At 69.4% G+C, this 12,504-nt stretch carries 15 protein-coding genes; 11 read left to right on the plus strand and 4 right to left on the minus strand.

The window, feature by feature from the left end; genetic code table 11:
* Positions 1-82: 82 nt before the first annotated feature.
* The 8 genes from rsmD (at position 83) to mutM (ending at position 5,673) form a co-directional block, all read left to right on the plus strand.
* Positions 83-649 (plus strand): 16S rRNA (guanine(966)-N(2))-methyltransferase RsmD, encoded by a 567-nt coding sequence (rsmD, locus tag ACZ7SW_RS13735; RefSeq protein WP_470230726.1) that lies wholly within the window; start codon positions 83-85, stop codon positions 647-649.
* Between the two features lie 52 nt (positions 650-701).
* On the plus strand, positions 702-1,184 hold the full coding sequence (coaD, locus tag ACZ7SW_RS13740) for a pantetheine-phosphate adenylyltransferase (protein WP_344285825.1): 483 nt from the start codon (positions 702-704) through the stop codon (positions 1,182-1,184).
* A 145-nt stretch (positions 1,185-1,329) separates the two neighbouring features.
* Positions 1,330-2,049, plus strand: a complete 720-nt coding sequence (locus tag ACZ7SW_RS13745) for a ribonuclease domain-containing protein (RefSeq protein WP_470230727.1) — start codon at positions 1,330-1,332, stop codon at positions 2,047-2,049.
* Positions 2,050-2,202: 153 nt separating this feature from the next.
* Positions 2,203-2,928 (plus strand): DivIVA domain-containing protein, encoded by a 726-nt coding sequence (locus tag ACZ7SW_RS13750; protein WP_344285830.1) that lies wholly within the window; start codon positions 2,203-2,205, stop codon positions 2,926-2,928.
* Positions 2,929-3,073: 145 nt separating this feature from the next.
* Positions 3,074-3,691, plus strand: a complete 618-nt coding sequence (locus ACZ7SW_RS13755) for a YceD family protein (RefSeq protein WP_470230728.1) — start codon at positions 3,074-3,076, stop codon at positions 3,689-3,691.
* A gap of 74 nt (positions 3,692-3,765) precedes the next feature.
* Entirely contained in the window at positions 3,766-3,948 is a 183-nt protein-coding gene (gene rpmF / locus ACZ7SW_RS13760) for a 50S ribosomal protein L32 (protein WP_470230729.1), read from the plus strand.
* A gap of 14 nt (positions 3,949-3,962) precedes the next feature.
* The gene (gene rnc / locus ACZ7SW_RS13765) at positions 3,963-4,703 is read left to right on the plus strand and encodes a ribonuclease III (RefSeq protein WP_470230730.1); all 741 of its coding nucleotides are present in this window, start codon (positions 3,963-3,965) and stop codon (positions 4,701-4,703) included.
* A gap of 109 nt (positions 4,704-4,812) precedes the next feature.
* Positions 4,813-5,673, plus strand: coding sequence for a bifunctional DNA-formamidopyrimidine glycosylase/DNA-(apurinic or apyrimidinic site) lyase (mutM, locus tag ACZ7SW_RS13770; RefSeq protein ID WP_470230731.1), 861 nt, complete (start codon positions 4,813-4,815; stop codon positions 5,671-5,673).
* Positions 5,674-5,842: 169 nt separating this feature from the next.
* Here the strand turns inward: mutM and ACZ7SW_RS13775 are convergent, their stop codons facing one another.
* A complete protein-coding gene (locus tag ACZ7SW_RS13775) occupies positions 5,843-6,814 on the minus strand; it encodes a ketopantoate reductase family protein (RefSeq protein WP_470230732.1) in 972 nt (323 codons plus the stop codon).
* 89 nt (positions 6,815-6,903) lie between these two features.
* On the opposite strand from ACZ7SW_RS13775, the gene ACZ7SW_RS13780 reads away from it, so the two are divergent.
* Positions 6,904-7,473, plus strand: a complete 570-nt coding sequence (locus ACZ7SW_RS13780; protein WP_470230733.1) for a TetR/AcrR family transcriptional regulator — start codon at positions 6,904-6,906, stop codon at positions 7,471-7,473.
* 101 nt (positions 7,474-7,574) lie between these two features.
* Here ACZ7SW_RS13780 and ACZ7SW_RS13785 read toward each other — a convergent pair whose 3' ends face one another.
* Positions 7,575-9,047 carry a nitrilase-related carbon-nitrogen hydrolase gene (locus tag ACZ7SW_RS13785; RefSeq protein WP_470230734.1) on the minus strand — a complete coding sequence of 491 codons (1,473 nt, stop codon included), beginning with the start codon at positions 9,045-9,047 and terminating at the stop codon, positions 7,575-7,577.
* On the minus strand, positions 9,031-9,612 hold the full coding sequence (locus ACZ7SW_RS13790; protein ID WP_470230735.1) for a TetR/AcrR family transcriptional regulator: 582 nt from the start codon (positions 9,610-9,612) through the stop codon (positions 9,031-9,033). Before ACZ7SW_RS13790 ends, ACZ7SW_RS13785 begins: the two co-directional genes overlap by 17 nt.
* 160 nt (positions 9,613-9,772) lie before the next feature.
* On the opposite strand from ACZ7SW_RS13790, the gene ACZ7SW_RS13795 reads away from it, so the two are divergent.
* Together ACZ7SW_RS13795 and ACZ7SW_RS13800 are read left to right on the plus strand one after the other, a co-directional pair.
* Complete coding sequence (locus ACZ7SW_RS13795) at positions 9,773-10,096, plus strand: PadR family transcriptional regulator (protein WP_470230736.1); 324 nt, start codon at positions 9,773-9,775, stop codon at positions 10,094-10,096.
* Positions 10,097-10,142: 46 nt separating this feature from the next.
* Positions 10,143-11,366, plus strand: a complete 1,224-nt coding sequence (locus ACZ7SW_RS13800; protein ID WP_470230737.1) for an HAAS signaling domain-containing protein — start codon at positions 10,143-10,145, stop codon at positions 11,364-11,366.
* Between the two features lie 436 nt (positions 11,367-11,802).
* On the opposite strand, the gene ACZ7SW_RS13805 is transcribed toward ACZ7SW_RS13800, so the two are convergent.
* On the minus strand, positions 11,803-12,324 hold the full coding sequence (locus ACZ7SW_RS13805; RefSeq protein ID WP_344285862.1) for a YflT domain-containing protein: 522 nt from the start codon (positions 12,322-12,324) through the stop codon (positions 11,803-11,805).
* Positions 12,325-12,504: the final 180 nt, after the last annotated feature.

Consider the following 12,504-nt stretch of genomic DNA (forward strand, 5'->3'; position numbering starts at 1 on the left):
AGAACGACTCTACGCGCCCGCGCGCGAGGGTTCGGCAAGTCCTGCCCAACGCCACATCGCGACCTTGGGCGAAGATGGCCGGGTGACGAGGATCGTGGCGGGCAAGGCGGGCGGACGGCGGCTGAAGGTGCCGCCCAAAGGCACCCGTCCGACGTCGGAGCGGGTGCGCGAAGCACTGTTCAACGCCCTCGAAGTGGCCGGTGAGCTGGACGGGGCCCGCGTGCTCGACCTCTACGCCGGCTCGGGCGCGCTCGGTCTCGAAGCGCTTTCGCGGGGTGCCGCGGACGCGTGGTTCGTAGAAGCCGACCGTCGGGCGGCAGACGTGCTTCGCGGCAACGTCGCTGATCTACGGCTAGGCGGAACGGTGCGCGCCGGCCAGGTCGAGACGGTCGTCGCCACTCCTGCGGCGGTGCAGTTCGACGTCGTGCTCGCAGACCCGCCGTACGCGGTCGACGCTGCTTCGCTGGGCACAGTGCTCGCTTCGCTGCACAGTGGTGGCTGGCTCGCGGACGGCGCGTTGGCAGTGATCGAACGAGCTGCGCGCGACGGTGCTCCAGATTGGCCGTCGACCTTTAAGCCGCTTCGCGACAAGCGCTACGGAGACACGGCGTTGTACTGGGCGGAGTACGACAGCTCATCTGGGGTGTGACGCAGTCGTCACGAGTGCGCGCGCGACCGCGTGGCTTGATAGCGTCCGCGCCATGCGGCGTGCGGTCTGTCCCGGTTCTTACGATCCGGCTACCAACGGACATCTCGACATCATCGAGCGTGCTTCGGCGCTCTTCGACGAGGTTGTCGTCGCGGTGGGGGTGAACAAGAGCAAGAAGGGCCTCTTCAGCGTCGAGGAACGCATGGAGATCCTGCGCGAGATCACCGCGAAGCTGCCGAACGTACGCGTCGATTCGTGGCAGGGCCTGCTCGTGGACTACTGCCGCGACAACGACATCGCCGCGGTCGCGAAGGGCCTTCGCTCGGTCAGCGACTTCGACTACGAGCTGCAGATGGCTCAGATGAACCGCGAGCTCACCGGCCTCGAAACGCTGCTGATGGCCAACAACCCGGCGTACGGCTTCGTGTCCAGCTCGCTGGTCAAGGAGATCGCGGCGCTCGGCGGCGACATCGAGAACCTGGTGCCGCCGGTGGTGTACGAACGCCTCGTCGCGGTCTACGCCAAACAGGACTGAGCCCTTCACGGACTTCGGCCGAAGGCCAGCCCACCGGCCGATTTAGCCTGAACGGATTACAGCCTTCGTCGGGACTTCGGCCGCGGCCCGAAGCTGTTCACCTCGCGTCATTCTGCAGACCACCCCACCGGGTTACCGTCCGAAAATGACCAACAACCGCAGCCGCATAGTCGGTGTCCTTTTCGCACTGCTGGTCGGTTTCCTGGGGTTCGGCACGGCCGCGGAGGCCGTCCCGATGTCCCCGGCGGCACCGGCGTCGGTGCAGCCGAAGCAGAACTCCTGCGGGGATCTGTCCGGCTTCACGCACGTCAAGCTGTCGGCGCTGCCCGCGCAGGCGACTGACACCTACAAGCTCATCCAGACGAACGGGCCGTTCCCGTACCCGAAGAACGACGGCGTCGTCTTCACCAACCGCGAGGGGATCCTGCCCTCCTGCGCGTCGAGCTACTACCACGAGTACACCGTGCCCACGCCCGGTTCGAGCAACCGCGGCACCCGCCGGATCGTGACCGGCCAGGGCGGCGAGTACTTCTACACCGGCGACCACTACGCGACGTTCCAGGTCATCGACATCGACGGCGGCAGCACTCCGACGAAGTGCGGCGACCTGTCGAAGCTGAGCCCGGTCGGCTACTCGACGCTGTCGGACGAGGCCAAGAAGGTCGTCGACGGCGTGCGCGCGGGCACCCTCAGCGACGGCACGACCTACCAGAACCGCGAGGGCGTCCTTCCCGCGTGCGACGCCGGTTACTACACGCTGTACGACGTCGGCTCGGAGGACCGCGTGATCTCCGGCGACGGCGGCGAGCTCGTCTACACGCCGGACCACTACGCCACCTTCCAGAAGATCGATCTCAACGGCTGATTCCGCCGCGAAGGGGCGGTCCCGCCAGCGGGTGGGGCCGCCCCTTCTGTTCTGCGCCAGGACACGCCCGGTCGGGTGCTCGTTCACCGGTTCAGGCTGCGAAGCGGGCAGACTGGAAGCCAGTGATCGGGGAAACTGCTTGAGGGAGTTGCCGTGTACCGGGTTTTCGAGGCACTCGACGAGCTCGTCACGATCGTCGAAGAGGCCCGTGGGGTTCCCATGACGTCCAGCTGCGTGGTGCCCCGCGGCGACGTCCTCGAGCTGCTCGACGACGTCCGCGACGCGCTTCCCGGCGAAGTGGACGACGCGCAGGACGTGCTCGACAAGCGCGACGACCTGCTGCTGGCCGCGCGCAAGGAGGCGGGGGAGACCGTCGCCGGCGCGAACGAGGAAGCCGAGCGGACGGTGTCGGACGCCACGTCCGAGGCCGAGCGGATCCTCGCCGACGCGCGCGCCCGCGCGGAGCAGATGCTGGGCGACGCCCACAACGAGGCCGAGCGCATGGTCGCGGGCGGGCAGGCCGAGTACCAGAACCTCACCGAACGGTCCCGCGCCGAGTCCGAGCGGATGATCCAGGCCGGCCGCGACGCCTACGACCGCGCGATCGAGGACGCCCGCGCCGAACAGGCCCGGCTCGTTTCGCAGACCGAGGTCGTGCAGGCCGCGCACGCCGAATCCGCGCGCATCGTCGACGAGGCGCACGCCGAAGCCGACCGTCAGCGAGCCGACTGCGACGCGTACGTGGACGGCAAGCTGGCCGAGTTCTCCGAACTGCTGGCCACCACGCTGCGCACCGTCGACTCCGGCCGCAACCACCTGCGTTCGCCGTCCACCGGCCACGGCGGCGGCCGCTCGACGCTGTACGACTACCAGGTCTGAGGGTTCTGGCCGGTAAAGCCCGCACCCGGCCTGAGCGCGGGCGGTGCACGCCCGGCGGCGGGAGTCCCGCCGCCGGTGCCCGCGTTCACCACGTCTGGCCAGCCGCCGCAGCGACCTGCGCGGGGCCTGCGTACGCTGGTGGGCGATGTCCGAAAACCCTGCCCAGAACCCCCGCCCCGCGCAGCTCGACAACCGCAGCCCGTGGGTGGTCGACACCCGTGAGCTCGGCCGCCGCGCGGGACTCAGCCGGGAGCTGCGCCGCAGCGCGCCCGTGCCGACCGCGCTCGGCGTCCCCGGCGTGCTCGAAATCCGCGAAGGCGAGCCCGTCGAGCTCGACCTGATGCTCGAATCCGTCGTCGAAGGCGTCCTCGTCACCGGCACCGCCGAGGCCGTGGCCGCCGGCGAGTGCTCGCGCTGCCTCGACCCGGTCGCCGAGACCATCGAGGTGGACCTCACCGAGCTGTTCGCCTACCCGGGCTCGGCCACCGAGGAGACCACCGACGAGGACGAGATCCCTCGCCTGGTCGACGACCGGATCGACCTCGAGCCGACCGTCCGCGACGCCGTGGTGCTGGCGCTTCCGCTCGCCCCGCTGTGCCGCGAGGACTGCCCGGGACTGTGCATCGAATGCGGCGTCAAGTGGGCCGATCTCGAGCCCGGACACGGGCATGAGAAGATAGATCCTCGGTGGGCCGCGCTGGTCGAGCGATTCGACGAGAACGCGGGCGAAAAGCCTGCGCACGGCTCCGGAGAGCAAGCCTGACGAGCGTCCAGCTCGATCCGGGAGAAGTAAGTTCGCTCGCATCCGCGAGCAGACCGTTTGAAGGAGATCTACTCGTGGCCGTCCCGAAGCGGAAGATGTCGCGATCCAACACGCGCTCCCGCCGCAGCCAGTGGAAGGCGGCTCCGGTTCAGCTGGTGCCCTGCTCCAACCGCGCCTGCCGCCAGCCGAAAATCCAGCACATCGCTTGCCCGGCTTGCGGCCAGCACAACGGCCGCCAGGTCGTCGAGCCCGCCTGAGCGGGCAGCCGACCATGGGGGGTAAGCCCGTCGGAGGACCCGCGGCCGAACCCGCATCGTTGCTCGAGGCGCTCGGGGTCGTTCTCGACCCCGAGCTGCTCCGTCTTTCGCTCACGCACCGCTCGTACGCGTACGAGCACGGCGGCCTGCCGCCGAACGAGCGACTGGAGTTCCTCGGAGACGCGGTGCTCGGTCTCGTCGTCACCGACCACCTCTACACCACCCACCCCGACCTGCCCGAGGGCCAGCTCGCGAAGCTGCGCGCCAGCGTCGTCAACATGCACGCGCTGGCGGGCGTCGCACGCGGGCTCGGCGAGGGCGGGCTCGGGGCGCACCTGCTGCTGGGCAAGGGCGAAGAGCTCACCGGCGGCCGGGACAAGGCGAGCATCCTCGCCGACGGTCTCGAAGCCGTCATCGGCGCCACGTACCTCGCGCACGGCATCGAGGTCGCGCGCAAACTGGTGCACCACCTCTTCGACGGGTTGCTGGCCGAGGCTCCGCTGCGCGGGGCAGGCCTCGACTGGAAGACCAGCCTGCAGGAGCTGACCGCCTCCGGGGGGCTCGGCGTGCCCGAGTACCGCGTCGAGGACAGCGGTCCCGACCACCGCAAGGAATTCACCGCTACCGTGCTGGTGGCGGGCCGGGCGCTGGGCAAAGGCAACGGCACCACGAAGAAGGAAGCCGAGCAGAAGGCCGCGGAGACCGCCTGGCGGGCGCTGTCGGAGGAACTCGGCACGGGCGACGACGCGAGCTGAGTCGTTTTCTCTCTTCCCGGGGCTGGTCGGCACACTGTGTCGGCCAGCCCCGTTTTCGCTGCTGAGGACCGGCCCGTTTTTTGTCGGGGGCGCCGGGCAGAATGAGCGCATGCCCGAACTACCCGAGGTCGAGACCGTCCGCGCCGGTCTCGAAGCGCACGTCGCCGGCCGTACCGTCCGGGCCGTCGAGGTGCTGCACGACCGTGCCATCCGGCGGCACGCCCAAGGAGCCGCCGACTTCACCGGACGGCTCGCCGGAGTCACGATCGAGGCGGCCCGGCGGCGCGGCAAATACCTGTGGCTGGAACTGTCGGACGGCGAGGCGGTGCTGGCGCATCTCGGCATGAGCGGCCAGATGCTGGTGCAGGCCGAGGGCTCGCCGGACGAGAAACACCTGCGCGTCCGGGTCCGTTTCGCCGACGGCGGACCAGAACTGCGTTTCGTCGACCAGCGCACGTTCGGCGGCCTGGCACTGGACGAACTGGTCGAGGTCGACGGCGACAGCCTGCCCGGCACCATCGCGCACATCGCCCGGGACCCGATGGATCCGAAGTTCGACCCGGAGGCCGCCATGCGCGCGTTGCGTTCGCGGCGGACCGAGGTGAAACGCGCGCTGCTCGACCAGACGCTGGTGTCCGGGGTGGGCAACATTTATGCCGACGAGGCGTTGTGGCGCTCCAAACTGCACTGGTCGCGGCCGACCGAGAAACTCACCGCCGCACAAGGGCGAACGCTGGTGTCCGCGGCCAGCGACGTGATGTCGGCGGCGCTGGTCGCGGGTGGCACGTCGTTCGACGCGCTTTATGTGAATGTGAACGGAGAATCGGGGTATTTCGAGCGCTCGCTCGACGCGTACGGCCAGGAAGGGATGCCGTGCCGCCGATGCGGTTCGCCGATCCGGAGGGAGCCGTTCATGAACCGGTCGTCGTTTTCGTGTCCGAGGTGCCAGCGACGGGCGCGGGCGGCTTAGCTGCTCGGCGTGAGTGCCGGGACAGTGGCTATGACGTGACTTTCCGGCTGTCGCAGTCGGTGTCGCCGTGCTGGCCCGCGTCGACCTCCATCGTCAGCTACCGCGTGGGGACGCGGCGGAACAGCGGGTCCCGGCTTGCCGAATAACCGAGCGCCTTCGCCCGCACGGATCAGCTGTCCGCCGTCCGCGACGCCTCACGGGCAAAGAGCGGTTCCGCAGCTTCCAGCCGTGGTGCCGAGATGCCTAGCCGTCGTGCTTCGGCCAGCGTGTCCCGGCAGACCTCGCGCGGTTCCTCCGCGTCGGGGTCGGAATGCGCCGTGAAACTCATGCGCACGAGTGCGACATGAGCAGTCAGCCAGGCGAGCACGGGGGCCGTCAGCCAGGTGGGCGCTCGCAGCAGAAGCACGCCGCCTCGGTTACGTCGCAGGTCAAGGCCGCGCGCCTGGAGGAGCGGCAGAAGCTCGCGGCCGGCGAGCAGTCCCTCGCGCAGGTCGCCCGTCGCCCCGGCCAGCTTGGACAGGGAACCCCGCCGCAGGCCCTGCGAGAACAGGCCGGCGTCCGACACGAAATGGACCCACAGCCAGCTGCGGAAGTCAGGACGCTCCTTAATCCGGAGCCCCGCCTCGCGAAACGCCTGGCGCACGGCCAGTTCCCGGTCGGTCGGGGGCTGGCCCAGAGTGCCGAAGATGACCGACGGCATCAGCACGCCACGGAGCACGCCGTCCTCGCCGAAACCGCCACCGGCCTGGGGAAAGCCCCAGGCGACCTGGTCGACGGGGAGGGTGCCGATCGCGTCGAGCGGCTCGGTCCAGAGGTTGCCGAAGACCAGCACCGTGGCCTTGCCGACGCGCGAGGACAGGAAGGCTGTCGCCTCCGGGAGGCGATGGTGCGGCACGCTGAGCACGATCAGGTCGAAGTCGTGGTCCGGCTCCAATTCCTCGCGGAGGCGCACCGGCCACTTCTCGACGACGCGCTTCCCCCGCCGCCGGTGCCGTGTATCGAACAGGTCGAGGTCGACGGTGTCTCCGTACGTCGCCGCGCGGCCCGGCCGGACGTAGAACTCGACGTCGTGTCCTGCCTGTCGCAGGGCCCGGCCGTAGACAGTGGCGACCACGCCTCGGCCGAACATCAGGATCTTCATGGGGTGCCTCGCGGGGTACGATCGAAGTGGAGGTAATCTCCACTTTCAAAATATGGAGATGATCTCCACTTGTCAACGCGAGGGAGCGCATGACCGCCGACAAGCCGCTGCGGGCCGACGCCCGGCGCAACCGCGAGGTCCTGATCGCCAAGGCGCGAGAGATCTTCGACGCCGGCGAGTTCTTCGACCTGCGCTTCGACGATTTCGCCCGCTTGGCCGGGGTGGGCACCGGCACGCTGTACCGGCATTTCCCCACCCGGGAGGCGCTGGCCGAGGCGGTCTACCACGGGGAAGTCGCCGCGCTGTGCGACCGCGCCCGTCAACTGCGGGCCACGCTGCCCGCGGCGGAGGCTTTGGCCACCTTCCTGCGCGGCATGGTCGACCACATCGAGGCCCACGAGGGCCTGGCCCGGACGCTGGCCACGCTCATGGCCGAGCGCTCGGGCGACCTCGCCGCGGGTAGCCAGGCGTTGGAGCAGGCTGTCGCCGACCTGGTGGCCGCCGCTGTTCAGGACGGCACCGTTCGCGACGACGTGGATTCCGGTGCCGTGATGATGGTGCTGCACGGCATCGGCGCGGCCCACGATCGCCCCGGTTGGCGGGCCGAGGCCGACGATGTCATCACCCTTGTGCTGGACGGGCTGCGCCGCCCGTTATGACAAGGCGCGGCACGCGATGAAGCAGTCGGGCGGCGGCGATGCGGTTATGCAGTTTCAGAATGGGTGCGGGCGCGGCTCTGCGATGGGGTCGCCGGAGCCGTTCAGGAGCCGATCGTGGTCGTGTCGGCGGTGGGCTGCGTAGCCGCGCGGAGGCGAGCGAAAACCAAGCCAGCAAAGGTGATCGTAAGCGCGAGCCAGGCGAACCAATCACCGAAGCGCGTGTGGAACGTCTTGCCGGGACCGGCGGGAACGTCGGCAACGACCGTCGTGAACGGGGCTGGTCCGCCGGTGCGGGCTTCGCCGAGGACGCGGCCGTAGCCGTCGGACAGCAGCAGGCTGCCGTTCGCGTCGGAGAGCGCGATCGACTGTCCACTTTCGACACCCCGGAGCAGTGCGTTGCGGGTGTGCTGCCAGCCGCCTTCGTCGTTGTTGCCCGGAGGGACCGCCAGTTCCGCCGGGATCGCGAGCACCCGCGAACCGGCGGCGGCGTAGTCGCGGCTGGGGGAGGCGAACGTCGTGTCGCCGCAGATCACCAGTCCGGTCGGGGCCTCGGTGCCCGGGACGAACACCAGGTCCCGGCCCGGCGGGCTCACCAGGTCGTGGTGCTTGAGGTACCGAGCGGGCGCGGCGCCGTCGGCGAGGAAGGCAAGCGCGTAGTCGTAGTTGTGCTTGCCCGGCCGGTCGTAGTACTCGAAGCCGACCACAATCGCCGCGCCGCGGGCCTTGGCCGCGCGCCGCATCGGCTCTACCAACGCCGCTGGCCATTCTTCCTCGGCGCTAAAAGCGGCTTCGGGCAATACGACGAGTTTCACGCCGTCTGGCATCGCTGAGATCTGCTGGAGGTAGCCGTGGACCAGGGCACGGCCGCGATCGGTGCCGAGCTCAGGACCCCAGTGATAGCCAGCGTTTTGCGTAATAGCGGCCATTCGTGCCGGCGGACCGCCCGTGCCGGAAAGCCGTAGCGCGCCGCCGCCAAGAGACAAAGCCACAGTGACCGCAGCGACAAAACCAATGCGCAGCCGGGAAGCTCCGGGTGCGCACATCGCGGCGACCGCACAAGCGGGCAGCAGCACCAGGAACTCGACGCCCCACATTCCCGCCCACGAAGCAGTTTGCAACACGAGCGGGGCGTCACCCTGGTCGTTGGCGAGAGAACCCATCATCCCCATCGGGTTCAGCGTGGCGATCAGGTACAAGAGGGCGGTCCACGCCGCCGGTGCGGCCAGGCTGGCCAGCAGCGTCCGGCGGCGGCGCACCAAAGCCCAGAACAGCCACACTGCGAACGTGAACACGAGCGACATCCCGACATCGATGGCGGCACCGAACGGCCACAGCGGTTCATCGCCGGAATGTGTTTGGTAGGCCCACATATTCGCGGTGCCGAGCAGGAAGGCGCCGAACGCGGTGCTCACGGTGGTCCAGCCGCTGGCGCGGGTTGCCAGCAGCAGCACGGGAAACGGCGCGAGCCAGGTAAGCGCGGCGATCGGGGCCAGTCCGGTGCCGAAGTAGAAGAGCGCCGCCGAAGACAGCAGCGCGGCCGGGGTCTGCCAGCGGGCATTACGTTCTGAGACCATCGAAAATCCTCCGGGAGGTACGTCGGCACAGCGCGCGGAACTCGGGTTCCGCCGCCCCCATCCGGCCGGCGAGATAGTGCAGCACCATGCCCTGCGTTTGCGTGCTGACGGTCAGCGCGGCTTCCAGCGGATCGTCGTCGCGCAGCATGCCGTCGCGCATGCCTTCTTCGATCAGCCGGACCAGCGCGGTGAACGGCGGCGAGCCGGGTTCGCGGAACTCGTCCGGGTACAGCCGGGCCCGCGCCCAGCCGTCGGTCATCAGGAAGCGGTACAGATGCGGCTGGCCGAGGGCGAAATCCAGGAACCGCTCCAGCAGCGCGTCGAAGCGGTCGAGCCATTCGCCGTCCGGCGCCGGGTCTTTCCACGCCGTGCCCAGTTCCCTGCCGGTGGCGTCGGCGACCGCGCGCAGCAGGACCTCGCGATTCTCGTAATGCCGGTAGATCGCCATCGCGGTCACTCCGGCGGCTTCGGCGACCCGGCGCATGCTGACCGCCGCCGCCCCCTCGGCGGCGATGATCTCGCGCGCCGCCGCCGCGAGCCGTTCGGCTGTCGGGATCTCGACCATGTCTACACTGTAGACCTCGATGTCTACGCTGTATACCTGACCATTCGTCTCCCGCCGACCTGGCCGAATGGGCAGCGATACCGCCGAACGGCCGCTCGCCGCGCACACTACTGCGCTATGCGTGGTAGCTTCTCTCGCGCAGGACCGGGGAAGGAACGCCGTGGAGATCAGTCAGCTGCTCAAGGGAGTGCTGGACCTGGCGGTCCTCGCGGTGCTGCGCGACGACGACGGGTACGGCTACGACGTGCTGCGAAGACTTCGCGTCGCCGGCCTGGAGGAGGTCGGGGACGCCTCGGTGTACGGCACGCTGCGGCGGCTGTACAAGGCGGGATTGCTGACGTCGTACGTGGTTCCGAGCGAAGAGGGCCCGCACCGCAAGTACTACAGCTTGAACGACCGGGGCCGGGCGCGGCTCGCCGAATCGGCGCGCACCTGGCGCAGCTTCGCGTCCATTATGGACAGTTTGGTGAAAGAGCGGGCCTGACCGCGCGGACAGGCGAAACCGCGGGCACGAATCGGGGAGAGGCAGCATGAGCACGGACAAGCCGACGGCCGCGCGGGTGTACCTGTCGAGGGTGCGCACCGCGCTCGCGGACCTGCCCGCGAACGAGATCGAGGAACTGCTCGAGGACGTCCGGCCGCAGCTGGCCGAGATGGAGTCGGAGGCGGGCGCGGCGGCGCGGGTCGAGGACCTCGTCGCGCGGCTCGGCACTCCGGAGAGCTACGCGGCCGAGCTGCGGGCCTCCGGCGGCTACCCGTCCGCCCCGGCGGCTCCGGAAGCGGCGACCGAGGTGCTCCCGACAGCGAGGCCGGGCCGGGTCGGACCGCGGCTTGCCTTGTGGGGCTTGGTGTTCTGCGCGGCGGGTACGGCGCTGGTCGCGTTCTACACCGCGGTGCGGTTCGACGCCGAAGCGCTGGCCGGGATGATCTTGCTGGCTCCGGTGTTCGCGGTGAGCGTGGCGTTCCTGTTGCTCCGCGGGGTCGACGCGATGCGGGAGCTGCCGGAAGTGGTTCGCGCGCGGGCGATGGTGAAGTCGATGCGGGAGGACCGGTCGGCCGACCGCGCGCTCACGTATCTCAACTCGCTGAAGCCGGCCTGGTGGGTGGTCTGCGGGTTCGCGCTGCTGGCGTTCGGGCTGCTGCTGATGATCCGGGACCTGCACGCGGTCCTGCTGCTGCCGGTGCTGCTGGTCGGCGCGGGCCTGGTGATGTGGGCGGGCCCGCGGATCAAGGTCGACGGCCGGATGCTGTGGATCGCGGTGCCGGTGTCGGCGTTCGTGGTGGGCAGCGCGTTCGGCGGCCTCGGCGCGGCGGTCCACCTCGTTCGGGACCGCACGTATTCGTCGAGTTCCACCCCGGCGTACGCCTCGTCGATGTACGAGGACGTCCACGGCAACGAGGCGCTGCGCTACGGCTCTCACGAGCTGAGCAACCTGTACGTCTTCGACGCGAACGGCAAACCGCTGGAGGACGTCTACCTGTACGACGACCGCGGCCGCCCGCTCACCATCACGCGCTACGGCTGCGAGAAGGACACCGGCACGAGCCAGATGACCGGACAGGACAACCAGTTCCCGCGTCCGAAGGTCGTCGAGGGAGTGCAGGACAATCGTGGGAATGTCAACGGCTACAACGGTTATCGCGGGTATTGCCGGGAGGACGCGGGGGTGCCGTTCGCGGCGGTGATCCCGAAGGCTCCGGCGACGTCGGTTCCTCCGGCCACTCCGACGAAGGCCGCTCCGCCGACGAGGTAGCAGCTCGCCGGGGGTGAGGTCGGCCTCGTGCGGGTTAATCCCGGTTAGAACCGGCAAAGGCGCTCACGAGACCAGCACCGCGACGGCCGCCGCATCGACTCCGGCAACCGCCTCCGACGCTGACCCGGTTGCTGCTCTGGCTCTGGCAATCGCCTCCGACGTTGGCCGCCGCCCCGGCTCCGGCAACTGCCTCCGACGTTGACCCCGGTCGCTGCTGGGCGCTCGACAGGGGCGGGGTTGGGTTCGAGAAGCGGGCTGGGAACGCCGGAGGTTGGCCAGGCCGGTCTCTTGCTGTGTCCTGTGAGAAGGCCCCGGAACGCGGCTGGTGGTTGGCCAGGCCGGTCTCTTGCTGTGTCCCGCGAAAAGACCCCGGAACGCGAAACCGGGCGCCAAGGCCGCGAACGGCCCGGGCGCCCGGGAGGCGAGTCGGCGAAACTCAGTGGTTGAACGCCGAGCGCGCGGCCAGGTCCGCCAGCAGCTGGCGGCCCTTCTCGGCGTTGCGCGGCTGCGACAGCACGTCGTAGCGCTGGGCGACCAGTTGGCTCTGCGAGATGAACCCGCGCTTGTTGCGGTTCGCCGCGTAGCCCAGCGCGCCGAAGGCCACGTTGAACACGACACCCGCGGCGAGGCCGAGCACGATGGACAGCAGTCCGGCGGCCGGGTTGAGCATGCTCAGCACCAGGCCGAGGAACAGGCCGAACACCGCGCCGGACATGGCCGCGCTGCTGAGCATCCGGCTCCAGCTCATCTTGCCCGCGATGCGCTCGACGAGCATCGGCTGGACGCCGACGATGGTGACGTCGGCGACCGGGAAGTCAGCGTGCGCGAGGTGGTCGACGGCCTGCTGGGCCTGCTCGTAGGACTCGTAGGACCCGATCGGCCACCCGGTGGGCAGCGTCGGGAGCTGCGGCCGCGCCTGCTGCTGGCTGAACGTGGTCTGCGTGAATGCTTCAGTCATCCCTCTCACCTCTCTTGCCCGGTCCAACGCACGAGGCGGCGGATTTGGTCCCGGACGCACCCGATTCACAGTATCTTCTCAGCCGGGCAACCCGGACATAGCAGGCGCCGCGTGGGTGAGCCGTGCGAAGCTCGCGGTTAAAGGTATAAAAGAGTACCTTTCAGTGGATTGACCCTGGCA

It is taken from the genome of Amycolatopsis sp. NPDC114484 (assembly GCF_055633755.1).

Excerpts from the sequence above, each read along its gene's own strand:
- coaD (WP_344285825.1), top strand. The coding sequence starts at position 702 with ATGCGGCGTGCGGTCTGTCCCGGTTCTTACGATCCGGCTACCAACGGA.
- ACZ7SW_RS13745 (WP_470230727.1), top strand. The coding sequence starts at position 1,330 with ATGACCAACAACCGCAGCCGCATAGTCGGTGTCCTTTTCGCACTGCTG.
- ACZ7SW_RS13755 (WP_470230728.1), top strand. The coding sequence starts at position 3,074 with ATGTCCGAAAACCCTGCCCAGAACCCCCGCCCCGCGCAGCTCGACAAC.
- rnc (WP_470230730.1), top strand. The coding sequence starts at position 3,963 with ATGGGGGGTAAGCCCGTCGGAGGACCCGCGGCCGAACCCGCATCGTTG.
- mutM (WP_470230731.1), top strand. The coding sequence starts at position 4,813 with ATGCCCGAACTACCCGAGGTCGAGACCGTCCGCGCCGGTCTCGAAGCG.
- ACZ7SW_RS13775 (WP_470230732.1), bottom strand. The coding sequence starts at position 6,814 with ATGAAGATCCTGATGTTCGGCCGAGGCGTGGTCGCCACTGTCTACGGC.
- ACZ7SW_RS13780 (WP_470230733.1), top strand. The coding sequence starts at position 6,904 with ATGACCGCCGACAAGCCGCTGCGGGCCGACGCCCGGCGCAACCGCGAG.
- ACZ7SW_RS13785 (WP_470230734.1), bottom strand. The coding sequence starts at position 9,047 with ATGGTCTCAGAACGTAATGCCCGCTGGCAGACCCCGGCCGCGCTGCTG.
- ACZ7SW_RS13790 (WP_470230735.1), bottom strand. The coding sequence starts at position 9,612 with ATGGTCGAGATCCCGACAGCCGAACGGCTCGCGGCGGCGGCGCGCGAG.
- ACZ7SW_RS13800 (WP_470230737.1), top strand. The coding sequence starts at position 10,143 with ATGAGCACGGACAAGCCGACGGCCGCGCGGGTGTACCTGTCGAGGGTG.
- ACZ7SW_RS13805 (WP_344285862.1), bottom strand. The coding sequence starts at position 12,324 with ATGACTGAAGCATTCACGCAGACCACGTTCAGCCAGCAGCAGGCGCGG.